This is a genomic window from Streptomyces sp. NPDC088354 (genome assembly GCF_044753585.1).
Lineage (GTDB): Bacteria > Actinomycetota > Actinomycetes > Streptomycetales > Streptomycetaceae > Actinacidiphila.
The window spans coordinates 37245-61560 of record NZ_JBIVNJ010000010.1; the positions used below are offsets into that span (position 1 = coordinate 37245).

Genomic DNA, 24316 nt, shown 5'->3' on the forward strand with positions numbered 1-24316 from the left:
CCGCGGCCGCCCCCGCGCGGCCGCGGATCCTTCAGCGTGCCCGGACCCGGGTGGGGTAGTGGTCCTGGACGACGCGGCTCATCGCGCCGATGGGATCGGTGACGACCTCCTTGGCGGAGAAGAAGATGTTGCCGCCGACCTCGGGGTGGTCCGCGGCCAGCGTCAGGTGCCGCGACAGCTCCTCCGGGTCCTGCCAGGCCTGGGCCTCGCCGGCGGCCCCGGCCCGGTACAGGGCCTCGCCGATGTAGAGGTCCGTCCCGGTGCCGGCCACGACGTCGGACCACCAGGGGACCAGCGTCGCGTAGTCGGCGATCTCGAAGCCGATGTTCCAGTACACCTGGGGCGCGATGTAGTCGATCCAGCCCTTGCGCACCCATCCGCGGGTGTCGGCGTACAGGTCGTCGTACGTCTGCACGCCGCCGCGGGTGGCGGAGCCGCGCGGGTCGGTGGTGCTGTTGCGCCAGACCGCGAAGGGGCTGATGCCGAACCGCGCCGAGGGCCGCAGCCGCTTGATGCGCGCCGCGGTCTCGCTCACCAGCAGGTCGGTGTTGTGGCGCCGCCAGGCGGCCCGGTCGGAGAAGCCGTCGCCGTACCGCTCGAAGGCGTCGTCGTCGGCGAACGCCTTCCCCGCCACGGGATACGGGTAGAAGTAGTCGTCCCAGTGGACGCCGTCGACCGGGTAGCGGCGCACCGCGTCCAGCATCGCGTCCTGGACGAAGGCGCGGACCTCGGGCAGACCAGGGTTGTAGTAGAGCTTCCCGGCGTACGGGACGGCCCAGCCGCGGTTGCGCACGGCGGGGTGCTGGGGCGACAGCCGGGACAGGTCTGCGTGGTTGGCGATCCGGTAGGGGTTGAACCAGGCGTGCAGCTCCAGCCCCCGCGCGTGCGCCTCCTCCACGGCGGTGCCCAGCGGGTCCCACCCCGGGTCGCGGCCCTGGACGCCGGTCAGGTACTCCGACCACGGCTCGTACGGGGACGGCCAGAACGCGTCGGCGGTGGGCCGGACCTGCATGACCACGGCGTTCAGCCGGCGGTCCACGGCCGTGTCGAGGTAGTCCAGCAGTTCGCCGCGCTGCTCGTCGGGCGAGCCGCCGCGGGCCGACGGCCAGTCGCGGCCGCCGACCGTGGCGAGCCACATGCCGCGGAACTGCGGCAGCGCGGCGCCGCCCGCCGGGACCGCGGCACCGGTCGCGGCGGCACCCGATGCGTCCGCCGACGTCAGCGCCACGGAGAGGGCGCCGGCCGCACCGGCGGCGAAGGCCCTGCGTGAGAGGTGAGCCATCCGATCCCCCTGATGATCCGTCACTTCGGCCGATCATGCGGCGAACCGGCCGCCGCGGGCAACCCGTGCCGGGCCCCGGCGTGTCACCGCGCGGCCCCGGGCTGCGCCTCCGGTGCGGCCCGACGTGCGGCCTGACGTGCGGCCCGACGGCACCTTCGCACCGGCGGCCTGCGGTCGTCCACCCGGGTGTACTGTCGATCGGGCTGGTCCGGTCCGTACAACGGCCCGGGTCTTCGTCTCGCGATCAGGGAGAGGCTGGGCGTTGAACGACGACATCCGTTTTGTCGGTGTGGTGGGCTGTGGCCAGATGGGTGCGGGCATCGCCGAGGTGTGCGCCCGGGCGGGACTGTACGTCCGGGTGGCCGAGACCACCGGCGAGGCCCTGGAACTGGGCCGCACGCGCCTGACGACGTCGCTCGCCAAGGCCGCCGAGCGCGGCAAGATCACCGAGGAGGAGCGCGACGCGGCGCTGGAGCGCCTCAGCTTCACCACCGACCTCGGCGACTTCGCGGACCGTGACCTGGTCATCGAGGCCGTCGTGGAGAACGAGCAGGTCAAGACGGAGATCTTCCAGGTCCTCGACCAGGTGGTGACCCGCCGGGACGCCATCCTGGCCTCGAACACCTCCTCCATCCCGCTGGTGAAGCTCGCCGTCGCCACCTCGCGTCCCGAGCAGGTGCTCGGCATCCACTTCTTCAACCCCGCGCCGGTGCAGAAGCTCGTCGAGCTGATCCCCGCGCTGACCACCGACGGCCAGACGCTGGTGCGCGCCGAGAAGCTGGTCACCGACGTGCTCGGCAAGCACCCCATCCGCGCCCAGGACCGGGCGGGCTTCGTGGTCAACGCCCTGCTCATCCCGTACCTGCTGTCGTCGATCCGGATGTTCGAGTCCGGCATCGCCAGCCGTGAGGACATCGACAACGGCATGGAGATGGGCTGCGCCCACCCGATGGGCCCGCTCAAGCTCTCCGACCTGATCGGCCTGGACACCGTGGCCTCGGTCGCCGACTCGATGTACCACGAGTTCAAGGAGCCGCTGTACGCCGCTCCCCCGCTGCTCCAGCGCATGGTCGACGCGGGCCGCCTGGGCCGCAAGAGCGGCCACGGCTTCTACGACTACACGTAACCCGCGGCCCGGGTCGCCGCCGGGCGGCTCCCGCCGAACCGGGCCAGTTCGGCGCGGGCCCTGGCCTCCATCGGGGCCGCGCCCACGGCCGAGCTGATCTCCAGGGCCTCCGTCAGCGCCCCGCGCGCGGCGGCGGCCCGGCGCGGGCGGCGTTCGGCGGCGCCCAGCACGATGAGGGTGCGGGCGAGGTCGAGCGGCAGTGACCGCCCGCGCAGTCGCGCGACGGCGGACTGGATACGGGCGGTGCCCCGTTTGTGATGGCCGAGAGCGATGTCGCGCAGTCCCTCCGCGCGTTCCAGGGCCGCGACCACGCTCACCGGCGGACGGGCCCCGGCGCGGCGGCGGGCGGCGCGCAGCACCTCGGCGGCGGCGTCGGTGTCACCGAGGATGGCGGTCGCCTCCGCGAGGTCGCCGTACCAGCGCAGCAGCACCGGGTCGCAGATCCCCATCGTCTCCCCCAGCCGCCGCACCTGCCGGAGGGTGTCGACGGCCGCGGCGGTGTTCTCCCGTCCCCCCGCGAGCAGTTGGGCCCGGCCGCGCACGCCCAGAGCCCGCAGCAGGAACAGCTGGTCGCCGTCGGTCGTGCAGGCGCGCACCGTACGGTCGGCGAGCTCCAGTGCGCGGTCCAGCCGGCCGCCCGCGGTCTCCGCGAGCGTGGCGGCGTAGAGCACCGGCGAGGAGTCGCTGCCCGCGCGGACCGGAAGGACGGCGCAGCGGGCCACGTTGTCCAGGGCCTCGCGGCAGCGCCCGGACCTGACCTGGATGCGGACCAGGGCGACCAGGGTGGCGGCGGTCTCCTCCACGGAGGCGTACTCGCCCGGCCGGTCGAGCAGCCCGGCCATCTCGCGTTCCGCCTCGTCGATGCGGTCGGCGTCGGCGGCCAGCAGCGCCCGCGTGCGCACGAGCTCCCGGGCACCCGGCTCGTCGGCGGGGCCGAGCAGCGCCATCGCCTCGCCGAGCGCAGACTCGGCGGCGGCGGCCTCGCCGTGCAGGGCGTGCAGCCGGGCGAGCAGGGCCAGGGCGGCCACCCGGGTGTCGGCGGTGACGCCGCCCACGGCCGGGCCGGTCGCCGGCGCCGGGTAGGCGGCGCGCCGCGCGTGCGCGGCGGCCTGGGCGGGACGGCCTCCGATCAGATGCCGCACCGCGGCCCAGTGGTGCAGCCGGGCCTCCAGTTCGGGGTGCCCCTCGGCCTCGACCAGGCCGTCCGAGATCAGCCGGCCGGTGCCGCCGAGGGCCTGCCCGGCGTTGCCGAGCATGATCAGCCGGGCGCGGACGCGCTGCGGGGCGGAGGCGGCCTCGGCCAGTACGGTCTCCGCGGAGCGGTCGGCGTCCGCGCGCAGCCCCGCGTCACTGGCGTACTCGGCCGCGGCCAGCAGTCGTTCGGCGCGCTCGGCGGGGCGGTCGGCGGGGGTGCGGCGGGCGGCCAGCGCGGCCAGTTCGGCGGCGGTGGCGGGGGCACCGCGGCGGCGGGCGGACCCGGCGGCGGCGGTGAGCGTGGCGGCGGTGGTCTCGTCGGCGTGCGGATGGGCGAGCGCCAGGTGGCGGGCGTGCTCGACGGGCTCGGGGACCGCACGGGCGAGCAGCTTGTGGGCCGCGCGTCGGCCGTGTTCCGGGGCGTCGGCATAGACCGCCGCGCGGATCAGCGGGTGGTGGAAGCGGATCGTCTGCTCGGCGTCGGCCACGGCGACGCCGAGCGCCTCGGCGGTGGCCAGGTCGCCCGCCGGGTCCGGGATGCCGGCGGCGGCCAGCAGCGGCAGCGTGGGGCGCGCCGCGGCGGAGGCGACCAGCAGCGTCTGCCGGGCGGAGGCGGGCAGCAGCCGTACCCGGTCCAGGAGCAGGTCGCGGAGCCGGGGCGGTACGGGCAGGGTGTCGCCCGCCTCGACGGGCATGCCGTCGCGCAGGGCGGCGCGGCCGAGCTCGATCGCGTACAGGGGATTGCCCGCGGCGGTCTCCTGGATCGCGCGCAGCGCGTGCTCGGGGAGCTGCCGGCCGGTGCGTTGCAGCAGGAGGTCGGCCACCTCGCCGTCGGCGAGCGGGGGCACGGGCACGGTGGTGGTGCCCGGCGGGCAGCAGCGCAGTCCGAGCGGCTCCTCCCCGTCCATGACCCGCTCGGCGGCCAGGAAGCGTACCGGCGCCTTGTCGTACAGGCGCCGCAGGGCGACCGAGAGGACCTCGGCGCTCGGCATGTCGAGCCACTGCAGGTCGTCGACGACGATGAGGACCGGACCGGCCGCGGACAACGCCCGCAGCAGGTCGACGGCCGCGTCGCGCACGGCCAGCCGGCTCTGCGGGGAGACCGGCTCACGCCCGCGCAGCAGGGCGGCGCGCAGGGCGGCGCGGGGGCCTTCGGACAGCCCGTCCACATAGGCGTCCGGTACGCGGGCGAAGAGGTCCATCAGCGCCACGAAGGGCAGCTTGGCGTCCTCCTCGACGGGGGCGCAGCGCAGTACGGAGCCGCCCGCGGACAACTCCCCGTCCTGCTCCGTCAAGGCGTCCAGCAGCGCGGACTTGCCGATGCCCGCGGATCCGTGGAACAGGACGCCCGGACCGGCGCTCAGCTGTGTCCGGGCATGGTCGAGGATCTCCCGACGCCCGATCAGGGACGGCATATGCACATGACAACGTTGATGCAACTACCTTGTCAATGGCGCGCGTCAGCCCGGTACGGAGGCGTCCGTCACGCCACCCCGTCCGGATCCGGGAGCAGTACGACGCGGTGGGCGTTGGCCTCGGCGGCGACCGTCGCGTCGCACGCGGCGACCACGGTGATGCCCGCCGCGGCGACCCGGCGCAGCTCGCTCCAGGCGCCGTCGCTGATGACGGTGGTCGTCACGGCGGGACCCCGGTGCCAGGGCGCGTCGTTGAGCGCGTGCTGGAGCGCGGAGCGCTGCGGGCCGGGCGGGCCGACGACGGCGATGAGTTCTCCCGCGGGCGCGGACAGCGCGACGTCGGTGGCGGTCGGTGGTGCCATGCCTGCCCCTCTGCTCGGTTCTCCTCGGGTGACGCTCCTCGTGCGACAACGGCGCACGAGGCGGGCAATGAGCGTTTCGCTCACGGATCGACCAAGGTGTACCAAGGATGAGCATGATCAGACGCGCGGCACTCCGGAACGCCGGGTCACGGTCCGGGCGCCGGACGCCTGTACGGGCACGCGCGGGGCGTCCCGGTGCAGGACGAGCAGGGCCATGTCGTCGGTGGGACGGCCGCGGGTGTGCCGCATGTAGGCGGCGCGCACGGCGTCCACCAGGGCCCGCGCGCACAGCGTGTGCCCGGCCGCGGCACGTGCTGCCCCCTCCAGCGCGGCCGTCAGCGGGAAGAACGCGCCGTCCGCGTCCCGGGCGTCCGCCACGCCGTCGGTGTGCAGGAACAGCGCCTGCCCGGGCCGCAGTTGACCGCAGCGCACGGGCTTCGCCCCGGCGGCCGCGTCCACCAGGCCCAGGGGCGGCAGGGGCTCCCCCGCCTCCAGCGGAACCGCCACGACCCTGCCGGGGCGGTCCGTGGACAGCCGGTACGGTCCGGGATGGCCGCAGTTCAGGACGTCCACCTGGCCGTCCTCGTCGAGCTGGAGCAGCATCAGGGTGACGAACTCCTCGGCGGCGAACGGGCGTTCCCGCACGTGCCGGGCGAGCGCCCGGTCCATCCGCGCCAGCAGCCCGCCGAGTTCCGGCTCGTCGTACGCGGCCTCGCGGAAGGTACCGAGCAGCGCCGCGACCGTACCGACGGCCTCCAGGCCGTGACCGCGTACGTCGCCGATGACCGCGCGCACCCCGTAGGGCGTGGCCAGCACCTCGTACAGGTCGCCGCCGACGTCGGCGCCCCGGCTGGCCGACACATGATCGGCGGCGACGGTGAGGCCGCTCACCCGCGGCGGGAGCGGGCGCAGCAGCACCCGCTGGGTGGCCACGGCGACCTCGCGGGCTCGGCTCAGTTCGGCGGCCAGCCTGCTCCTGCGGTCGGCCAGCCAGAAGCAGGCCGCCAGCACGGCGACCACCGCCACCGCGGCGCCGGGCCGCGGCCGGCCCGCTCCCGGTACGAAGAGCGCGGCCACCGCCAGCCCGCCGTGCACCGCGACGCAGCGCCGCCGCCCCGTGCCGGCGCAGGCGAGGGCGGGCGCCGCCGCGACACCGGGGATCCACTCGTCACCACCGGGCACCCCGCACGCCAGCCCCAGCACGGCGGCCACCCACGCACCGGGCCACGCCAGTAACAGCCACCCCCGCACCCGGCCCGTCATCGCCATGGCCACCCTGGGTCCGATCATGCCGCCGGGCTCCCCCTCGCAGCCGTCGCTCCCGCGTCGAGCGGGGCTGGTTCGCCCACGATTCTGTCGACCGGCCGGCCGGGTTCCACCCCCTCTCCGGCCAGTTCACCCGATCGTGCGACGTGACCCTTATGTGGCTGGATCGGGGGTATTGGAGTGATCGCCCCCGCCCCATGTGCCCCATCCCGCCCGTATACGCCCGCATTCACGCGCGGCGCGCCCCCCGTCGCCGCCGGCCGCGACGGCGACGGGACGTCAGGGGCGGCGGGCGGCCTCCTCCGCGGTCGCGGGCGCGAAGGCGCGGCGAGTACGGCGCGTACGCGCTCGGGCGACGCACTCGGGGGCCCGTCGCCGGGGCGCCTCGGCGACCGCGGCGGCGTCGCCTCGCGCAGCACGCCGCGAGCGGCGCGTTCCGCGGCACGAAGGCGGCGACGCCCGCCGCGCGTCTCCGCCGTGTCCACCGGCGTCATGCCCAGGTCCAGGCCCAGCCGCAGTGCGGCGATCCCCGGGTCGTCCCCCACGAACCAGGTGCCTGCCTGAGCCCCTGCCGTCCCGGCACGAGAACCGAACGCTCCACCGAAACGTCCGAGCAGACGCACCGCACGGGCGGCCGGGTCATGCGCGGCACGCGGGGTGGGGTGGCCCCGGGGTGCGCACGGCCGCGGTCGACGTGCGACGGCTCCGCGACCGGGCGCCGGACCGCAGGGCGCGCGCATGCGCGCGCGGGGCGCCTCCGGGGGTCCGGGGGCGCCCCGCGCGGGGCCGGGCGGCGGTGTCGGGCCTACGCGCCGCGCAGGGTGGCGCCGGTGCGCTCGGCCGCGACGGCGACCGCGGCGTCGCGGGCCGCGGAGGCCTCCTCCGCGGTCAGCGTGCGGTCGGGGGCACGGAAGCGCAGCGAGTACGCGAGCGACTTCTTGCCCGCACCGATCTGGTCCCCGGTGAAGACGTCGAACAGCCGCAGCGCCTCCAGGAGCCCGCCGGCGCCGGACCGCAGGGCGGTCTCGACCTCGGCCGCCGGGACCGAGGCGTCCACGACGAGCGCGACGTCCTGGGTGGCCACCGGGAAGGTGGACACCGTGGGGGCCGCCACGACGCCCGCCGAGGCGCGCTCCAGGCGGTCCAGGTCCAGCTCCATGGCGGCGGTCCCCTCGGGCAGGTGCATCGCCTTGATGACCCGGGGGTGCAGCTCGCCCGCGTTGCCGACGAGCACTTCCTCGCCGTCCACGACGGCCAGCAGCGCCGCGCAGCGGCCCGGGTGGAACGGGGCGTGCCGGTCCTGGCGGACGATCAGCTCGACCCCGGCCTCGCGGGAGACGACCCGCCCGGCCTCGACGGCGTCGGCCCAGGTCGCGGGACGGCCCTGGCCCCACCAGCCGGACTGCTCGCGCGCGCCCGACAGGACGACGGCCACCCGGCGGGGCTGCCGCGGGAGGGCGGCGTCGAGCGCGGCGATCTCGGCGTCGGTGGGACGCCGGTCGACCGGCAGCCGCGGCGGCGCGGGCTCCTCGCCGCTGGGGCGGAAGACCAGACCGGTCTCGAAGAGCGCGAGGTCGTGCGCGCCGCGCCCCACGTTGCGGCGCAGCGCGCCGAGCAGGCCGGGGAGCATGGTCGTGCGGAGCGCGGGCTCCTCGTCCGACAGCGGGTTGGCGAGCCGCACCGTGATGCGGCGCGGGTCGTCCGCGTCCAGGCCGAGCTGGTCGAAGACGCCCTCACCCAGGAACGGGTAGTTCTGCACCTCGACGTAGCCCGCGCCGGCCAGCGCACGGCCGACCCGGCGGCGCAGCTTCTGCGACTCGGTCAGCCCGCGGCCGGACGGCAGGTGCGGCAGCGTGGAGGGCAGGTTCTCGTAGCCCTCCAGCCGGATGACCTCCTCGGCGAGGTCGTTGGGGTCGCGCAGGTCGGGACGCCAGGACGGCACGGTGACGATCAGCTCGTCGGACCCGTACACGTCGCAGCCGACCTGCTGCAGCCGGCGCACGACGGTCTCGCGGCCGTACTCCATGCCCGCCACCTTGTCCGGGTGGTCGGCCGGGATGCTGATGGTGTGCGGGGCGGAGGGCGCGGTGATCTCGGTGACGCCGGCCTCGGCGGTGCCGCCCGCGAGCAGCACCAGCAGATCGACCGTGCGCTGCGCCGCGGCGGACGCGGCCTGCGGGTCCACACCGCGCTCGAAGCGCTTGGACGCCTCGGAGGACAGCTTGTGGCGGCGCGCGGTACGGGCGATGGCGACCGGGTCGAAGTGCGCGGCCTCGATGACGACGTCCGTCGTCGTGGCGCCGGTCTCGTCGATCTCGGTGTTGGCGCCGCCCATGACACCGGCCAGGCCGATCGGCCCGCGGTTGTCGGTGATGACCAGGTCCTCGGGGTCCAGCACCCGGACCTGGCCGTCGAGCGTCGTCAGCTTCTCGCCGGGCTGCGCCCGGCGCACGCCGATCGCGCCCTCGACGCGGTGCCGGTCGTACGCGTGCAGGGGCTGGCCCAGCTCCAGCATCACGTAGTTGGTGACGTCGACCGCGAGCGAGATCGGCCGCATGCCGGCCTTCTGCAGGCGGCGCTGGAGCCACACCGGCGAAGCGGCCTCCGGGTCCAGCCCGGTGACGGTGCGCGCGGTGAAGCGGTCGCAGCCGGCGGGGTCGGCGATCCGCACCTCGTAGCCGTGCGCGTTGGGGCCGGGCACGTCGAGCAGCGCCGGGTCACGCAGCGGCAGGCCGTAGGCGATGGCCGCCTCACGGGCGACGCCGCGCATCGACAGGCAGTAGCCGCGGTCGGGGGTGACCGCGATGTCCAGCACCTCGTCGACGAGCTCCAGCAGCTCGATCGCGTCGGTGCCGGCCTCGTGCTCCGGCGGCAGCACGATGATGCCGTGCGAGCCGTCGTCCCCCATGCCCAGCTCGGCACCCGAGCAGATCATGCCGTGCGACGTGCGGCCGTAGGTCTTGCGCGCGGAGATCTCGAAGTTCCCGGGCAGCACGCCGCCGGGGAGGATGACGACGACCTTGTCGCCGACGGCGAAGTTGCTCGCGCCGCAGACGATCTCCTGCGGCTCGCCGGTGCCGTTGGCGATGCCGACGTCGACGGTGCAGAAGCGGATCGGCTTCTTGAAACCGGTCAGCTCCTCGATGGTGAGCACCTTGCCGACCACCAGCGGGCCCTTGAGCCCGGCGCCGAGCTGCTCGACGGTCTCGACCTCGAGGCCGGCGGAAATGAGCTTGGCCTGGACGTCGCGGCCGGACTCGCCGGCGGGCAGGTCGACGTACTCCCGCAGCCAAGAAAGCGGGACCCGCATCAGATCTCCATCCCGAACGGAAGGGTGAAGCGCACGTCACCCTCGACGATGTCTCGCATGTCCTCGACGTTGTGACGGAACATCAGCATGCGCTCGATGCCGAAGCCGAAGGCGAAGCCGCTGTACTTCTGCGGGTCGACGCCGCAGGCGGTGAGCACCCGCGGGTTGACCATGCCGCAGCCGCCGAGCTCGATCCAGCCCTCGCTGCCGCAGGTGCGGCAGGGCCGGTCCGGGTTGCCGACGGACTCGCCGCGGCAGACGTAGCAGACCATGTCCATCTCGGCGGACGGCTCGGTGAAGGGGAAGTAGTTCGGGCGGAGCCGGGTCGTGATGTCCGCGCCGAACAGCGACTGCACCATGTGGTCGAGGGTGCCCTTGAGGTCGGCCATGGTCAGGCCCTCGTCGACGGCGAGCAGCTCGACCTGGTTGAAGACCGGGGTGTGCGTCGCGTCGAGCTCGTCGGAGCGGTACACCCGGCCGGGGCAGATCACGTAGACCGGCGCCTCACGGCCGAGCAGCGAGCGGATCTGCACCGGGGAGGTGTGCGTGCGCAGCACGACACCGCTCTCCTGCGGGTCGGACCCGGCCGGCTTGTCGCCCTCGACGAAGAAGGTGTCCTGCATCGTCCGGGCCGGGTGGTCCGCCCAGATGTTCAGGGCGTCGAAGTTGAACCACTCGGTCTCGACCTCGGGGCCCTCGGCCACCTCGTAGCCCATGGCCACGAAGATGTCCTCGATCCGCTCGGAGAGGGTGGTCAGCGGGTGCCGGGCGCCGCGCGGGGTGCGGTCGTAGGGCAGCGTGACGTCCACCGCCTCCTCGACCAGCACGCGCTCGTCGCGCTCGTTCTCCAGCACCTCCTGGCGGGCCTTGAGCGCCTGGTTGACCGCACCGCGGGCCTGGCCGACGCGCTTGCCGGCCTCCGCCTTGGCGTGCGGCGGCAGCGCGCCGATCTCACGGTTGGCCAGGGCGAGCGGCGAGCGGTCCCCGGTGTGCGCCACCTTGACCTCGCGCAGCGCGTCGAGGTCTGCGGCTTCGGCGATCGCGGCGAGCGCCTCGTCACGCCGGCGCTCGATCTGTTCCGGTTTCAGTGCCTCGACCTCGACAGGGTCGTACGACTTGTTCGGTGCCGACATTTCTTCCCGTTCCGATGTGGGTGATGGCGTGGCCGACCTGCCTGCCCGACCGCTGAATGCCAAGGGTCGAGTCTATCGGGGCCACGGGGAAAGGCTGGTCACGCCCGTCGGGGCCGGTGGAATACCACGCTCGCTCAGGCCATGAAGGCCGGCGCCCCGACGGGCAGGATAAATCGGAACTGGGCGCCCTTGCCGGGCGCGCGGCCCACGATGATGGTGCCGCCGTGGGCCTCGACGATGCCCTTGACGATGTACAGCCCCAGGCCCGTGCCGCCGCGCTTGCTGCCCCGCCAGAAGCGGGTGAAGACGCGGTTCATGGATTCCTCCGGGATGCCTGGCCCCTCGTCGCTGACGGACACCGCCGTGCCGGCCTGGTCCCGCTCGCGGGAGGAGTCCGCCGGACGGGGAGCCGCGGATACGTCAATGGTGACAGTACCCTCGCCGTGGCGCACGGCGTTTTCCAGCAGGTTGCCGAGGATCTGGTCGACCTTGTCGGGGTCGGCCCACAGTTCCGGGAGTGGTTCGGCCACCCGGACGAGGAAGCGGTCGGACGACTCCCCGGCGGCGACGAGCGCGTCCACATGGCGCCGGATCGCGGCGACCATGTCGACCCGCTGCCGGCGCACCTCCAGCCGGCCGGAGTCGATACGGGAGATGTCGAGCAGCTCGGCGATCAGCCGGGTGACGCGGTTGGCGTCGGCGTCGACGGTCTCCAGCATCAGTTTCTTCTGGTCCTCGGTGAACCGTTCCCACTTCGCGAGCAGGGTGGCGGTGAACCCTTTGACCGAGGTGAGCGGGGAGCGCAGTTCGTGCGCGACGGTGGCGATCAGTTCGGCGTGGCTGCGCTCGGTGCGCCGCCGGGCCTCGGTGCCGCGCAGCGCGACGACCAGCCGGCGCACCGGTCCTGTGGGGTGGTCGCGGACGTAGCGGGCGGAGACCAGCACCTCGCGGCCGCCGGGCAGCAGCAGGTTGCGCTCGGGCTGTCCGGTGCGGGTGGCCAGTCCCCCGTACGGCTGGGTGAGCTGCCACCAGCGGCGGCCGTCCAGGTCCTCCAGGGGCAGCGCCTGCTCGATGGGGAGGCCGAGCACCCGGGCGGGGTCGAGCGCGGTGATGCGGGCGGCGGCGGCGTTGAAACAGACCACCAGGCCGCGCTCGTCGGCGACGACGAGGCCGTCGGGCAGTTCGTCGGTCGTGATGCCGAACTCGGTCAGGACTGCGGTCCAGGCCGGCCGCGCGCGCGGCTCGGTTCCGTCGGTGGTCCTGACGTCCATCCCCGCAACCCCCTCTCCAGGGCGGTCCCCGGGGCGCCACCCTACTAGCTCATCGTCACCGTGCGGCACCCTCCGGGAGCACGCTGCGCCCGGGCGGAGGCGTAGAGGCACACGGCGGCGGCCGTCGCGAGGTTGAGGCTCTCGGCGCGGCCGTGGATGGGGACGCGCACCACCTCGTCCGCGAGTGCGCGGGTCTCCTCCGGCAGGCCCCACGCCTCGTTGCCGAAGATCCAGGCGGTGGGGCCGCCCATCGTGCCCTCGTCCAGCTCGGTGTCGAGGTCGCGCTCCCCCGCGCCGTCGGCGGCCAGCAGCCGCACACCGGCCCCGCGCAGTCCGCCGACCACCGTCTCCATGGGGACGCCGACCGCCACGGGCAGATGGAACAGGCTCCCGACGGAGGCGCGCACGGCCTTGGGGTTGTAGAGGTCCACCGAGGCGTCGGTCAGCACGACCGCGTCGGCCCCGGCCGCGTCGGCGCAGCGCAGCACGGTGCCCGCGTTGCCGGGGTCGCGCACATGGGCGAGCACGGCGACCAGCCGCGGCCGGGCACGCAGGATCTCCTCGAACGGGGTGTCCAGGAAGCGGCAGAGGCCGACGACGCCCTGCGGGGTGACGGTGTCCGACATCTCGGCGACGACCTCGTCGGTCGCGGTGAACACCGGCACGCCGGCGGCCCGGGCGGCGGCGACGATGCCGGCGTGCCGCTCCGCGGCCTCGAGGGTGACGTAGACCTCGACGAGGTGGGCCATGGCCTCGCGCACGGCCTGCGGCCCCTCGGCCAGGAAGCGGCGCTCCTTGCCGCGGAAGCTGCGCTTGGCGAGGCGGCGGGCCGCGACGACACGCGGGGATCGCAGGGATGTCAGCTCGGGGCCGGCCATGGGGGTGCACTCACTTCGGTCGGGTCTGGCGGGCTTGCGGGGGCGGACGGCGACGCCGGCCCGGAACACACCTCGGACCCGCAGGCACGCGGCCTGCGGGTCCGGAAGAGCGTGGGGTCAGGCCGCCTTCGGGGCGTTGACGTCGCTCGGCAGGGCCTTCTGGGCCACCTCGACCAGCGCGGCGAACGCGTTGGCGTCGTTGACGGCCAGCTCCGCGAGGATCTTGCGGTCCACCTCGACGTTGGCGGCCTTCAGACCCTGGATGAAGCGGTTGTAGGTGATGCCGTTGGCGCGGGCAGCGGCGTTGATGCGCTGGATCCACAGCTGACGGAAGTCGCCCTTGCGCTTCTTGCGGTCGTTGTAGTTGTAGACGAGGGAGTGGGTGACCTGCTCCTTCGCCTTGCGGTACAGGCGGGAACGCTGGCCGCGGTAACCGCTGGCCTGCTCGAGGATCGCCCGGCGCTTCTTCTGGGCGTTGACTGCCCGCTTGACGCGTGCCACTTGATAACTCCTTTTGAGGGACCGCGGAAGTCGTCACACGGTCCGAAAGCGAATGGGTCCCGGTCCAGCAGCGCGCCCCCTGGTCGAAGGGGGCGGGCCGTCACTTGCCGAGAAGCTTCTTGATCTTCTTGGCGTCGGGCTTGGCCAGGACGACCGTGCCGGTCAGGGCGCGGGTCTTCGATGACGGCTTGTGCTCAAGCAGGTGGCGCTTGCCGGCGCGCTCGCGGATCACCTTGCCGGAGCCGGTGATCTTGAATCGCTTGCTCGCACCGCTGTGGGTCTTGTTCTTCGGCATGCGCCGTAGTCTCCTCGTCGCTGGCCCTCCCGCCCGCCCGGGGGCGGACGGAGAGCGTCAGTCCTTCATTCCTTGCCCGGAGCGGTGCTCCGGGCCCTGGCATCGCCGCCGGACACCGGTCCGGTGGCGTCAGTTGGCGTCGGCGGGAGCGTCCTGCTGGTGCTCCTGCTGCTCACCGTGCTCGTCGTCGGGGTCGAACTCGTCGTCCGGGTTGCCCGGCAGGCGACCGGCCTTGCGGGCGGCCTGCGCCTCGCGGGCCTCGGCCATCGCCTCGGTCTTCTTCTTGTGCGGACCGAGGACCATGATCATGTTGCGGCCGTCCTGCTTGGGCGAGGACTCCACGAAGCCCAGGTCCTGGACGTCGTCCGCGAGCCGCTGCAGCAGTCGGAAGCCCAGTTCCGGGCGCGACTGCTCACGACCGCGGAACATGATCGTGATCTTGACCTTGTCGCCCTGCTTGAGGAACCGGACGACGTGACCCTTTTTGGTGTCGTAGTCGTGCGGATCGATCTTCGGCCGGAGCTTCATCTCCTTGATGACCGTGTGCGCCTGGTTCTTGCGCGCCTCACGGGCCTTCATGGCCGACTCGTATTTGAACTTGCCGTAGTCCATGAGCTTGCAGACCGGCGGGCGTGCGTTCGCCGCCACCTCGACCAGGTCGAGGTCGTACTCCTGCGCAAGCTCCAGTGCCTTGGCAAGCGGCACGATGCCGACCTGCTCGCCACTGGGACCGACGAGTCGCACCTCGGGGACGCGAATCCGGTCGTTGATGCGGGGCTCGGCGCTGATGGGGCCTCCTCGGTAGCACCACGCGACTGACTGGCCGACAGCCGCGTAACATCTGTGTCGTTGGTTCCGCCCGGAAGAGGGCGCAAAAAACGCCCCTAACGGGTCACAGGCGGGCTCCTCACAACCGGGAGCACCGCCGCGGTATTCCCCGCGGGGCGCGTCGGGCACCGCGTCCTCGTCGAGGACGCGTCACCTGACCGGTGACCCGCCGGCCTCCAGGGCCGGCAAGGTGGGAGATCGGAGCTCCACTTGTGGGCTGACGGTCCTCCGCGTCCATGGGCTCCACTGGATGGTGCTTCGTGGGCCGTGCGTCGACGGAGGGGTGTACAGCCGGTCAATCGTCAAGCATACCAGCGATCGACCGCAGACCGTAATCGGACGACGTGGGCCTATCGTGTGAGGCATGAGTGACGCCACCTCCCAGCACGAGTCCCCCTCCGCCGACCGCCCCGACTTCGACACGATGACCCGCGACATCGCGGACGTCCCCGCGGTCGAGGTGATCACGACGGTCGCGGTGCACCTGATGAGCGCGGCGGCGGTGAACCTCGGCCTCGCGGAGGAGGGCGACCAGCACAAGGACCTCGACGAGGCGCGCAAGCTGATCACCGCCCTGGCCGGGCTGATCACCGCCGGTGCCCCCGAGATCGGGTCCTACCACGCCGCCCCGCTGCGGGACGGCCTGAAGTCCCTGCAGCTCGCGTTCCGCGAGGCCTCCACCGTCCCGGACGCCCCGGGCGAGGGCCCCGGCGAGAAGTTCACCGGGCCCGTCCACGGCTAGTAGCGGACGTACGGTCCACCTGACGGCGCCGGCCCCCTCGGGGCGGCGCCGTCAGCGCGTGAACAGGGGTTCGCCCGGCAGCGTCGCGCCGTCGGGGAACAGCGCCAGTTCGATGCCGCGCACGAGCGCGCCGCGCAGCACCTCGTCGCCCGCCAGGGCGGCGGAGACGCGCTGCGCCACGCCGCGCACGTCGGCGGCGGGGCCCAGCACGATGCCCAGGGTGCCGTCCGAGCCGGCGGAGGGCACCATGTGGGCGCGGAGCACGTCGGGCTCACCGGCGACGGCCATGCGCAAAGCTTGGCGGACGGCCGGGTCGGCCAGCGGGTCCCCGCCGGCGCGGCCGGCGGCGACGGCCCGCAGCGCGGCGCCCGTCAGGGCGTAGGGGACGGGACCGGCCATGTCGACCAGGAGCGTGTCGGCCTTCTCGTGCGCCAGGGCCTGCAGGGCCTGCCCCAGGGGCACGGCCACGGGCCGGGCGTCCGCGCGCCAGCGGGTCAGCGACGCGGTCGAGGTGAACGCGGGCAGGGCGCGGCGGCCGTCGGCGGTCTCGATCGTGGGCACGGCCATGTCGCTGGTCTTCTCCCGGCGCAGTCCCCCGGGTCCCTCCTCGACCTCGCCCAGGAGCGCGACGACCGGCACCAGCACACGGGCGCCGGGCAGGGCGGCGAGCACCTCGTCCTCCGCCGCCGGGTCGGCGCCGTACGCGGCGAGGGCGGCCGCCAGCCGGGGGTCGGCGGAGCCGTCGTCGTCGGGGAATCCGGAGTCCGGGATGTTCTTGAGGGCCACTCCCCGAGGGTAGCCGCAGGGCAAGAGGCGATTGTTACCGGTCCTTAATTCCCCTCTCATGGCACACGCATGTTCGGTCCTTAATTTTCCCGGGCATGGCCCCCGAGACATCCACGCCGTGGCGGCGCCGGCTCGCCGGACGCCTCGACCGCTCCCGCACGCCGTCCGACCCCGGGGGCGGACGCCCGCAGGGGATGGTGCGCGGGGTGGTGGCCGTCGCGGTCCTGACGGCCGCGGCGCTGCTCGCGGTGACGTACATATCCTCGGCACAGCGGCACGTGCGGGCCGCGCCGGTGTCCGCGCTGCCGGGGAAGGCGGCGCGGGACGTCGCGGCGGACGTGGTGTCCGGGGCATTGGAGAGGGAGCCGCGGGTGGACTTCGACAAGGCGGTCCGCACGGCGCTGGCGGGCGTCACCGGTGACCGCGACGCGCGGTACTCGGTCGCGATCGCGGAAACAGCGTCGGGGAACAGCGCGGTGTACGGCCAGGGGGCATACGACACGGCGAGCATCGTCAAGGTGGACATCCTGGCGACGCTGCTGCTCCAGGCACAGGACGCCGGACGGCCGCTGACGGCGCACGAGCGGGCCCGGGCCGAGGTCATGATCGAGAACAGCGACAACGCGGCGGCCCTGGAGCTGTGGCACCGCATCGGCCGGGCCGCCGGTCTCGACGCCGCCAACAAGCGTCTGGGACTGACCGGGACGAGCGGCGGCAGCGGAGAGCTGTGGGGACTGACGCAGACCACTGCCGCGGACCAACTGACCCTGCTGCGGGCGGTGTTCGGCTCGAACGGAGCACTGGACGCGTCCTCGCGCGGCTACATACGCCGGCTGATGGGCCGGGTCTCGTCGGGCCAGGACTGGGGGGTGCCGAGCGCGGCCGACGGCGCCTTCGAGGTCAAGAACGGCTGGCTGCAACGGAGTACGACCTCGCTGTGGGACATCAACAGCATCGGCCGGATCACCTCGGGCGGTCGCACCTACCTGGTCGCCGTCGTCTCGCGCGGCAGCGCGACCCGGGCCGGGGGCATCGCCCTGGTCGAGGACGCCGCCAAGGCGGCGGTGGCGGCGTTCACCAAGGCTGCGGGCGGCTCCGCCGCGTCGTGAGACGGGGCCGCAGCCACAGGGCCCCGGCGAGGGCGAGCAGGGCGGCGCCGCCCACGGCGAAGGCCGCCGCGATCCCGTCGCCGAAGGTGTGCCCGTCCGCGACCGGCGCGGCACGGGCCGCGTCGGGACCCGGGCCGAAGTACTGCCGCGGGTAGGCGGCGGGGCGCGGGGTGAGGCCCTCCGGCTCGAGGCGGGCCGCGGCCGCGAGGGCGGCCGCCGGATCCACCAGCCCGTAGCCGACCGCGTCGTTGCGCCCGCCGGGCGGTGCGTCCCGCGCGGTGTCCTCCAGCAGCCGTTTGACCTGGGCCGGACTCAGCTTCGGGTGGGCGGAGCGGATGAGCGCGGCGGTGCCGGACACGTAGGCGGAAGCGGTGCTGGTGCCCCAGCCCTCGTAGTAGCGGCGGTTGGGGTCGGCGATCACCACGTCGACACCGGGCGCGGAGACGGCCGCGTACCAGCGCCGGGTGGAGAACGCGGCGCGGGTGCCGTAGCGGTCGACGGCCGCGACGGCGATCACCCCCGGGTAGGCGGCCGGGTACGAGGCCCGGTTGCCCTGCTCGCCGCCGTTGCCCGCGGAGGCCACCACCACCACGCCCTTGCGCAGGGCGTACTGGATGGCGTCGTCCTCCTGGGCCTCGGGGTGCGCGGTGCGGCTGTCGTCGCCGAGGGAGAGGTTGATGACGTCGGCACCGTGGTCGGCGGCCCAGCGGATGCCCTCGGACAGCGCCCCGCCGCGGGTGGTGCGGGCCTTCTTGCGCTGCGGGTCCTTGTCCTCCAGTATCACGCGCACCGGAAGGATCCTGGCTTCCGGGGCGATGCCCATCACGCCGTCCGCGCCGTCGGGACCATGGCCGTGGCCTGCGATGATGCCCGCCATCCCGGTGCCGTGCCGGGCCCACGCGCTGTCCCCGCGGCCGTCGCCGAAGCCGATCAGGTCCTTGCCGGGCAGCACCTGTCCCGTCAGGTCGGGGTGCGAGTCGTCCACACCCGTGTCCAGGACGGCGACGGTGACCCCGCGGCCCTTCGTCGTCCGCCACGCGTCCTGCGCGTGCAGGGCGTCCAGTGCCCAGTCCGCGTCCCGTACCGCGTCCGCGTGCGCCGGGGCGACGGGGACGAAGGCGAGTCCGGCGGCCGCCACCACGCAGGCGGCCGTGCGCCGCAGCGCTCCGGCCCTCATCGGGCGCCTCCCGACGGGGACGCCGTCAGCGACCGCGCGGCGTGCCGCGCCCGGGTTCCGACGGCGTCGGCGAGGGCCTTGGCGTCGTGGCCGAGGCCGGCCTGCGCGGGGGCCGCGGTGGCGCCGTCGGCGACGGCGGACGCGACGGGCTGGGGGGCGCCGGTCTCGCGGCCGTCGGCGAAGCCGCTGACCGCGTACACGATCACGGGCAGGTCGGCGGCCACGTCCACCGTCCACGTGGCGCGCTGCTTGTCGCCGAAACCCGCCGACACCGTGCCGGGGAAGGCCACCGGACGGGGCATCAGATCGACGCGGGAGCCGAGGTGCTGGGCGGCCCAGCGGTCGTGGAGCCGGTGCATGGCCGGGGCGTCGGCCGAGGTGACCAGGAGTCCGACCGTCGTGACCGCGCCGGCCGAGGCGTCGGTGTAGGTGGCGCGGAGCAGCTTCACACAGCCGGCCGGTCGCAGCACCTTCGCCAGCAGCGGGTCGAAGGCCTCCGCGCAGCCGCTCGGCGGTGCCACGCCGATCCGGGTCCAGGTGCGGTCGGCGCCGCCGGGACCGGCGCCGCGGCCGTCCAGCACGGGCGGGAAGAGGGCGTCGACGGGCGTGCTGTGCCACAGGGCGCGGGCCTGCGCGAACTGCCGTGCGCCGACCTGCGCGGCGGTGGGCGCGGGTGCGGTGGGCTCGTGGTTGATCCACAGGCCGGCCGCGGCGCCGCCGAGCAGCCCCAGGCCGAGCACCAGGCACAGCGCGGCGGCGGCCGCGCGCGGCCGGGCCTGCGCCGCATGGGCGGGGACGCCCGGCGGGCGCGGCGGCGGAACGGCCGGGGGCACGGGCGCGGACCACGCGACGAGGGGCGATGGGCCGGGCTGCGGCGGCGCGGCGGCGCCGGGATAGGCGGCTCCGACGGGTCCGGCCGCGGCAGGCGGGGGCCAGGTGGCGGCGGTGGGGGGTATCGGGCGCGGTGACCAGCTCGGCCGGGGGGTGGTGCCCCCGCTGTCGAAACCGGTGCTCACCCGGTGCCCCCTCACGGCCGGTTCGGACACGGCCTGTTCGCGCATTGGACCTGCGGCGTCACTCTACTGGTCGCGGCGGGCCGGCGCGGTGGGAGTGAGGATCACTTGCCCCTACCGCTCGGTAGGGGCATTCTGGCAAGCTGCGCGCATGTCTGATCGCGCAGCAGACCGGGCCCGCTACGACCGGGCCACCGCCGACCTCGACGCGCCCGTGGCGGTCGTCGACCTCGAGGCGTTCGACGCCAACGCCGCCGACCTGGTACGACGTGCCGGGGGCAAGCCGATACGGGTGGCGTCGAAGTCCGTGCGCTGCCGGGCGCTGCTGGAGCGGGTGCTCGATCGCGAGGGCTTCGCGGGGATCATGTCGTTCACGCTGGCGGAGTCGGTGTGGCTGGCCCGCTCGGGCTTCGACGACATCCTGCTGGCCTACCCCTCCGCGGACCGCGCCGGCTACGCGGAACTGGCCTCCGACCCGAAGCTGGCGTCGGCCGTCACGGTCATGGTGGACGACGTGGCCCAGCTGGACCTGATCGACTCCTCCCGCGCGGGCGGTTCTGAGATCGTGCGGGTCTGCCTGGAGATGGACACCGCGCTGCGGATGCTGGGCGGCCGCGTCCGCGTCGGCGCGCTGCGCTCCCCGCTGCACCAGCCCGCCCAACTGGCCGCGCTGGCCGGCGAGGTGGCCCGGCGGCCCGGCTTCCGGCTGGTCGGGATCATGGCGTACGAGGGGCACGTGGCGGGAGTGGGCGACGCGATCGCGGGACGTCCGCTGCGCTCACGGGCGGTGCGGCTGATGCAGGCGCGGGCCCGCAAGGAGCTGGCGGCGCGCCGGGCCGCGGTCGTGCGGGCGGTGCGCGAGGTCGTACCGGGGCTGGAGTTCGTCAACGGCGGCGGCACGGGCAGTGTGCAGAGCACGGCGGCCGAGGACGCGGTGACGGAGATCGCGGCCGGTTCCGGGCTGTACGTGCCGCGGCTGTTCGACAACTACACCTCGTTCCGTGGCCGCCCGGCGGCGCTGTTCGCCCAGCCGGTCGTCCGGCGCCCGGGGGTCGGCGTCGTGACCGTGCTCGGCGGCGGCTACCCGGCCTCTGGCGCGGCCGGTGCGGACCGGCTGCCGGTGCCGTACCTGCCGGAGGGACTGCGCTACGACCCGCAGGAGGGACCCGGCGAGGTGCAGACGCCGCTGATCGGGGCGGCCGCGGACGATCTGCTGATCGGCGACAAGGTGTGGTTCCGGCACGCGAAGGCCGGCGAGCTGTGCGAGCGCTTCGACACGCTGAGCCTGGTGGAGGGCGACCGGGTCGTCGCGACGGTCCCGACCTATCGCGGCGAGGGCAAGACCTTCCTGTGAGGTCGCGGGCCCGCTTCCGTACGGCACTGGGGCGCCGGCACGTACGGAAGCGGGGCGCGGACCGCGGGCGGATCGGTCAGATGCCCGTGCCGCCGCCGGAGCCGGCGGCCTTGATGCCCTGGACGATCTCGTCCATGACGGCGAGCTTCGGCGCCTTGTCGTTGATGTCGAAGCCGGAGCGGATCAGCACCAGCTTCGCGGGGTCCGACGGCGAGGGGAAGACCAGCGACTGGACGTAGCCGTCGTCGCCCTTCTTCGTGACGACCTTCCAGCGCACCAGGTAGCCCTGCCGGCCGGCGACCGTGACCTTCTGCGAGAGCAGTTTCGTGTGCGAGGTGATGCCGCCGTAGATCTTGCCGCCGTAGGACTCCTCGGCGTTGCCGGCGATGTCCTCCTTGGCCGCGGCCTCGGCGGTGGTGGACTTCAGCTGCACGGACGCGGCGGGCATGGAGAACACGCCGCCGCGCACGCAGGTGTTCGAGGCGTCGCCGGGGCAGGTGTACTCGCCCACGGTGAGCTGCGCGAGCCCGTACCGGCTCGTGCCGCCCGTCCAGCCGTCGGGGACGGGCAGGCTGATGCCGTCCACGGCGTCCAGGGCGAAGCCGGGGTCGCTCTTGGGCACGTTCGACGGGCCGTCCCCGGGGCCGCCGCCGAAGCCGCCGTCCGGGCCGTTGCCGCCGCGGTCGGGCCCCGGGGCCGTGACCGAGGGGCCGGGCCGGGCGGAGTCCGCGCCGCTGTCGCTGCCCCGGGTCAGGGCGGCGACGCCGCCGACCACCGCGCCGGCCACCACGACCGCGGCGACGACGGCGATCGCGACGAGGGCGCCGCGCCGCTTGCGCGGAGCGGCCGGGAAGCCCGCCGGGTACTGCGGATAGCCCGGCGCCCCGGCGCCGAACGCCGGGGCGGGCACCTGAGCGCCGCGGGTGTACTCGGTCCAGTCGGACCCGTCCCACCAGCGCTCGAGTGCCGGGCCGTTTCCTGTCTGCCCGGGCTCTGGGTACCAGCCGGGCGGGGTCGTCATGGTCACGGCGTCACCCTAAGGCCAGGACCTTAAGATTCCCGTCAGACCACCGGTCACGGAGCGATCACGCGACTACAGAGGGGTCACGTACGCCCCGGCGATGCCTCCGTCGACCAGGAACTCCGAGCCGGTGATGAACGACGCGTCGTCGCTGGCGAGGAAGGCGACGGCGGCCGCGATCTCCTCCGCCTCGGCGAAGCGCCCGACGGGGATGTGCACCAGGCGGCGGGCGGCGCGCTCCGGGTCCTTGGCGAACAGCTCCCGCAGCAGCGGGGTGTTCACCGGCCCCGGGCACAGGGCGTTGACCCGGATGCCCTCGCGGGCGAACTGCACGCCCAGTTCACGCGACATCGCGAGCACGCCGCCCTTGGAGGCGGTGTACGAGATCTGCGAGGTCGCCGCCCCCATGACGGCCACGAAGCTCGCCGTGTTGATGATCGAGCCCTTGCCCTGCCGCTGCATGTAGGGCAGTGCCGCCTTGCAGCACAGGTAGACCGAGGTGAGGTTGACCTCCTGCACACGGCGCCAGGCGTCGATGCCGGTGGTGAGGATCGAGTCGTCGTCGGGGGGCGAGATGCCCGCGTTGTTGAAGGCTACGTCGACCGAGCCGTAGGTGTCGTACGCCGCCTGGAACAGCGCCTCGACCTGACCGGCGTCGGTGACGTCGACCTCGACGAAGAGGCCGCCGACCTCCTCGGCGGCCGCCTTGCCCGCGCTCTCGTCGATGTCGCCGCACACCACGTGGGCGCCCTCGGAGGCCAGCCGGCGCGCCGCGGCCAGGCCGATGCCGCTGCCGGCGCCGGTGACCACCGCCGTCCGGCCCACCAGGCGGCGGCACACCGCTGCTTCTGCTTGCGTCATTGCCGGGATCACTCCTCCGTGCTGATGAAGACGTTCTTGGTCTCGGTGAAGGCCGCAAGCGCGTCGGGGCCGAGCTCGCGCCCGAGTCCCGACTGCTTGAAGCCGCCGAACGGTGTCCAGTAGCGCACCGAGCTGTGGGAGTTGACCGACAGGTTGCCGGCCGCGGTGCCCCGGGCGAGCCGCAGGGCGCGGCCGACGTCACGGGTCCAGATCGAGCCCGACAGGCCGTACGGGGTGGCGTTGGCCAGCCGCAGCGCGTCGGCCTCGTCCTCGAAGGGCAGGACGACGGCGACCGGCCCGAAGACCTCCTCCACCGCGACGCGCTCCCCCGGGCCGGCGGGCGTGAGCACGGTCGGCGGGTACCAGAAGCCCTTGCCCTCCGGCGCGGTGCCGCGGATCGCCGCGGGCGCCTGTTCGGCCACGTACTCCCGGACCCGGTCGCGCTGCACGGCGGAGATCAGCGGCCCCATGCCGGTCGCGGGGTCGGCCGGGTCGCCGACGCCGACGGCCAGGACGGCGGGCTCCAGCAGTTCCATGAACCGGTCGTACGCCGTGCGCTGCACGAGGACGCGGGTCCGGGCGCAGCAGTCCTGTCCGGCGTTGTCGAGGAAGGACATGGGGGCCGTCGCCGCCGCCTTCTCGAGGTCGGCGTCGGCGAAGACGATGTTGGGCGACTTGCCGCCGAGTTCGAGGGTGACCCGCTTGAGGGTGTCCGCGCAGCGGGCCATGATCTGCTTGCCGACCCGGGTCGAGCCGGTGAAGACGATCTTCGCGACGCCCGGGTGCTCCACCAGGGCCGCGCCCGCGACCGGGCCCTGCCCCGGCAGCACCTGGAAGAGGTGCTCGGGCAGCCCCGTCTCCAGGGCGAGTTCCGCGAGCCGCAGCGCGGTCAGCGGGGTGGTCTCGGCGGGCTTGAGGATCACCGCGTTGCCCGCCGCGAGCGCCGGGGCGGTGCCCCAGGCGGCGATGGGCAGGGGGAAGTTCCAGGGCGCGATGACGCCGACGACGCCGAGCGGTTCGAGGAACGTGACGTCGATGCCGCCCGGAACCGGGATCTGCCGCCCCATCAGGCGCTCCACCCCGCCCGCCGCGTACTCCAGCAGGTCGCGGACGTTGCCGGCCTCCCAGCGCGCGTTGCCGATCGTGTGGCCGGCCTCCCGCACCTCCAGGGCGGCCAGTTCTTCGGTGTGCGCGTCGACCGCTGCGGCGAAGCGGCGCAGCAGCCGGGCCCGGTCCGCCGGGGCGAGGGCCGCCCAGCCGGTCTGGGCTCGGGCGGCGCGCGCGACGGCGGCGTCCACGTCCCCCGGACCGGCCGCGGGGACGGTGGCGATCACCTCCTCGGTGGCCGGGTTGAGCACTTCCAGGGCGTCCAGCACATCGGGCACTGCGGGC

At 74.3% G+C, this 24316-nt stretch carries 21 protein-coding genes; 4 read left to right on the top strand and 17 right to left on the bottom strand.

Annotated elements, in window-relative coordinates:
* Positions 1–31 precede the first annotated feature (31 nt).
* Entirely contained in the window at positions 32–1282 is a 1251-nt protein-coding gene (locus ACIP98_RS17240; RefSeq protein WP_401976634.1) for a glycoside hydrolase family 10 protein, read from the bottom strand.
* A gap of 262 nt (positions 1283–1544) precedes the next feature.
* On the opposite strand from ACIP98_RS17240, the gene ACIP98_RS17245 reads away from it, so the two are divergent.
* Positions 1545–2408, top strand: a complete 864-nt coding sequence (locus ACIP98_RS17245; protein WP_319665904.1) for a 3-hydroxybutyryl-CoA dehydrogenase — start codon at positions 1545–1547, stop codon at positions 2406–2408.
* Here ACIP98_RS17245 and ACIP98_RS17250 read toward each other — a convergent pair.
* The 10 genes from ACIP98_RS17250 to infC all read right to left on the bottom strand — a co-directional run bounded on the left by ACIP98_RS17250 (position 2399) and on the right by infC (position 14822).
* Positions 2399–5017 carry an AAA family ATPase gene (locus ACIP98_RS17250; RefSeq protein WP_401976637.1) on the bottom strand — a complete coding sequence of 873 codons (2619 nt, stop codon included), beginning with the start codon at positions 5015–5017 and terminating at the stop codon, positions 2399–2401. The genes ACIP98_RS17245 and ACIP98_RS17250 overlap by 10 nt on opposite strands.
* A gap of 68 nt (positions 5018–5085) precedes the next feature.
* Entirely contained in the window at positions 5086–5379 is a 294-nt protein-coding gene (locus tag ACIP98_RS17255) for a hypothetical protein (RefSeq protein WP_319665902.1), read from the bottom strand.
* 117 nt (positions 5380–5496) lie between these two features.
* Positions 5497–6669, bottom strand: coding sequence for a PP2C family protein-serine/threonine phosphatase (locus ACIP98_RS17260; protein ID WP_401976639.1), 1173 nt, complete (start codon positions 6667–6669; stop codon positions 5497–5499).
* Positions 6670–7450: 781 nt separating this feature from the next.
* Positions 7451–9955, bottom strand: coding sequence for a phenylalanine--tRNA ligase subunit beta (gene pheT, locus ACIP98_RS17265; RefSeq protein WP_401976642.1), 2505 nt, complete (start codon positions 9953–9955; stop codon positions 7451–7453).
* Positions 9955–11088: a phenylalanine--tRNA ligase subunit alpha gene (pheS, locus tag ACIP98_RS17270; RefSeq protein WP_319662042.1), complete on the bottom strand. Its 1134-nt coding sequence runs from the start codon at positions 11086–11088 to the stop codon at positions 9955–9957. Before pheS ends, pheT begins: the two co-directional genes overlap by 1 nt.
* 134 nt (positions 11089–11222) lie before the next feature.
* Complete coding sequence (locus ACIP98_RS17275; RefSeq protein WP_319662041.1) at positions 11223–12359, bottom strand: ATP-binding protein; 1137 nt, start codon at positions 12357–12359, stop codon at positions 11223–11225.
* Between the two features lie 44 nt (positions 12360–12403).
* Positions 12404–13237 carry a TrmH family RNA methyltransferase gene (locus ACIP98_RS17280; protein WP_401976646.1) on the bottom strand — a complete coding sequence of 278 codons (834 nt, stop codon included), beginning with the start codon at positions 13235–13237 and terminating at the stop codon, positions 12404–12406.
* Between the two features lie 117 nt (positions 13238–13354).
* Positions 13355–13738 (bottom strand): 50S ribosomal protein L20, encoded by a 384-nt coding sequence (rplT, locus tag ACIP98_RS17285; protein WP_018564305.1) that lies wholly within the window; start codon positions 13736–13738, stop codon positions 13355–13357.
* 100 nt (positions 13739–13838) lie between these two features.
* Entirely contained in the window at positions 13839–14033 is a 195-nt protein-coding gene (rpmI, locus tag ACIP98_RS17290) for a 50S ribosomal protein L35 (RefSeq protein ID WP_319662038.1), read from the bottom strand.
* 129 nt (positions 14034–14162) lie between these two features.
* On the bottom strand, positions 14163–14822 hold the full coding sequence (gene infC / locus ACIP98_RS17295; RefSeq protein ID WP_319662058.1) for a translation initiation factor IF-3: 660 nt from the start codon (positions 14820–14822) through the stop codon (positions 14163–14165).
* A 403-nt stretch (positions 14823–15225) separates the two neighbouring features.
* Between infC and ACIP98_RS17300 the strand changes: the two genes are divergently transcribed.
* The gene (locus ACIP98_RS17300) at positions 15226–15603 is read left to right on the top strand and encodes a DUF1844 domain-containing protein (protein ID WP_319662037.1); all 378 of its coding nucleotides are present in this window, start codon (positions 15226–15228) and stop codon (positions 15601–15603) included.
* Between the two features lie 51 nt (positions 15604–15654).
* Here the strand turns inward: ACIP98_RS17300 and ACIP98_RS17305 are convergent, their stop codons facing one another.
* The gene (locus ACIP98_RS17305; RefSeq protein ID WP_401976647.1) at positions 15655–16389 is read right to left on the bottom strand and encodes an SseB family protein; all 735 of its coding nucleotides are present in this window, start codon (positions 16387–16389) and stop codon (positions 15655–15657) included.
* A gap of 95 nt (positions 16390–16484) precedes the next feature.
* Between ACIP98_RS17305 and ACIP98_RS17310 the strand changes: the two genes are divergently transcribed.
* Positions 16485–17498 (top strand): serine hydrolase, encoded by a 1014-nt coding sequence (locus ACIP98_RS17310; RefSeq protein ID WP_401976648.1) that lies wholly within the window; start codon positions 16485–16487, stop codon positions 17496–17498.
* Here the strand turns inward: ACIP98_RS17310 and mycP are convergent.
* Together mycP and ACIP98_RS17320 are read right to left on the bottom strand one after the other, a co-directional pair.
* Positions 17464–18675, bottom strand: coding sequence for a type VII secretion-associated serine protease mycosin (gene mycP, locus ACIP98_RS17315; RefSeq protein WP_401976650.1), 1212 nt, complete (start codon positions 18673–18675; stop codon positions 17464–17466). The genes ACIP98_RS17310 and mycP overlap by 35 nt on opposite strands.
* Complete coding sequence (locus tag ACIP98_RS17320) at positions 18672–19691, bottom strand: hypothetical protein (protein ID WP_401976652.1); 1020 nt, start codon at positions 19689–19691, stop codon at positions 18672–18674. Before ACIP98_RS17320 ends, mycP begins: the two co-directional genes overlap by 4 nt.
* A gap of 148 nt (positions 19692–19839) precedes the next feature.
* On the opposite strand from ACIP98_RS17320, the gene ACIP98_RS17325 reads away from it, so the two are divergent.
* Complete coding sequence (locus tag ACIP98_RS17325; protein ID WP_319662032.1) at positions 19840–21042, top strand: amino acid deaminase/aldolase; 1203 nt, start codon at positions 19840–19842, stop codon at positions 21040–21042.
* 76 nt (positions 21043–21118) lie between these two features.
* On the opposite strand, the gene ACIP98_RS17330 is transcribed toward ACIP98_RS17325, so the two are convergent.
* From ACIP98_RS17330 to ACIP98_RS17340, 3 genes are all read right to left on the bottom strand, one after another.
* Positions 21119–22063 carry a DUF2510 domain-containing protein gene (locus tag ACIP98_RS17330; protein WP_319662057.1) on the bottom strand — a complete coding sequence of 315 codons (945 nt, stop codon included), beginning with the start codon at positions 22061–22063 and terminating at the stop codon, positions 21119–21121.
* Positions 22064–22135: 72 nt separating this feature from the next.
* The gene (locus tag ACIP98_RS17335) at positions 22136–22924 is read right to left on the bottom strand and encodes a 3-oxoacyl-ACP reductase (protein ID WP_401976655.1); all 789 of its coding nucleotides are present in this window, start codon (positions 22922–22924) and stop codon (positions 22136–22138) included.
* Between the two features lie 8 nt (positions 22925–22932).
* Positions 22933–24300, bottom strand: a complete 1368-nt coding sequence (locus ACIP98_RS17340; RefSeq protein ID WP_401976842.1) for an aldehyde dehydrogenase family protein — start codon at positions 24298–24300, stop codon at positions 22933–22935.
* Positions 24301–24316 lie beyond the last annotated feature (16 nt).

Excerpts from the sequence above, each read along its gene's own strand:
- ACIP98_RS17240 (WP_401976634.1), bottom strand. The coding sequence starts at position 1,282 with ATGGCTCACCTCTCACGCAGGGCCTTCGCCGCCGGTGCGGCCGGCGCC.
- ACIP98_RS17250 (WP_401976637.1), bottom strand. The coding sequence starts at position 5,017 with ATGCCGTCCCTGATCGGGCGTCGGGAGATCCTCGACCATGCCCGGACA.
- ACIP98_RS17255 (WP_319665902.1), bottom strand. The coding sequence starts at position 5,379 with ATGGCACCACCGACCGCCACCGACGTCGCGCTGTCCGCGCCCGCGGGA.
- ACIP98_RS17260 (WP_401976639.1), bottom strand. The coding sequence starts at position 6,669 with ATGATCGGACCCAGGGTGGCCATGGCGATGACGGGCCGGGTGCGGGGG.
- pheT (WP_401976642.1), bottom strand. The coding sequence starts at position 9,955 with ATGCGGGTCCCGCTTTCTTGGCTGCGGGAGTACGTCGACCTGCCCGCC.
- pheS (WP_319662042.1), bottom strand. The coding sequence starts at position 11,088 with ATGTCGGCACCGAACAAGTCGTACGACCCTGTCGAGGTCGAGGCACTG.
- ACIP98_RS17275 (WP_319662041.1), bottom strand. The coding sequence starts at position 12,359 with ATGGACGTCAGGACCACCGACGGAACCGAGCCGCGCGCGCGGCCGGCC.
- ACIP98_RS17280 (WP_401976646.1), bottom strand. The coding sequence starts at position 13,237 with ATGGCCGGCCCCGAGCTGACATCCCTGCGATCCCCGCGTGTCGTCGCG.
- rpmI (WP_319662038.1), bottom strand. The coding sequence starts at position 14,033 with ATGCCGAAGAACAAGACCCACAGCGGTGCGAGCAAGCGATTCAAGATC.
- ACIP98_RS17300 (WP_319662037.1), top strand. The coding sequence starts at position 15,226 with ATGAGTGACGCCACCTCCCAGCACGAGTCCCCCTCCGCCGACCGCCCC.
- ACIP98_RS17310 (WP_401976648.1), top strand. The coding sequence starts at position 16,485 with ATGGCCCCCGAGACATCCACGCCGTGGCGGCGCCGGCTCGCCGGACGC.
- mycP (WP_401976650.1), bottom strand. The coding sequence starts at position 18,675 with ATGAGGGCCGGAGCGCTGCGGCGCACGGCCGCCTGCGTGGTGGCGGCC.
- ACIP98_RS17325 (WP_319662032.1), top strand. The coding sequence starts at position 19,840 with ATGTCTGATCGCGCAGCAGACCGGGCCCGCTACGACCGGGCCACCGCC.
- ACIP98_RS17330 (WP_319662057.1), bottom strand. The coding sequence starts at position 22,063 with ATGACGACCCCGCCCGGCTGGTACCCAGAGCCCGGGCAGACAGGAAAC.
- ACIP98_RS17335 (WP_401976655.1), bottom strand. The coding sequence starts at position 22,924 with ATGACGCAAGCAGAAGCAGCGGTGTGCCGCCGCCTGGTGGGCCGGACG.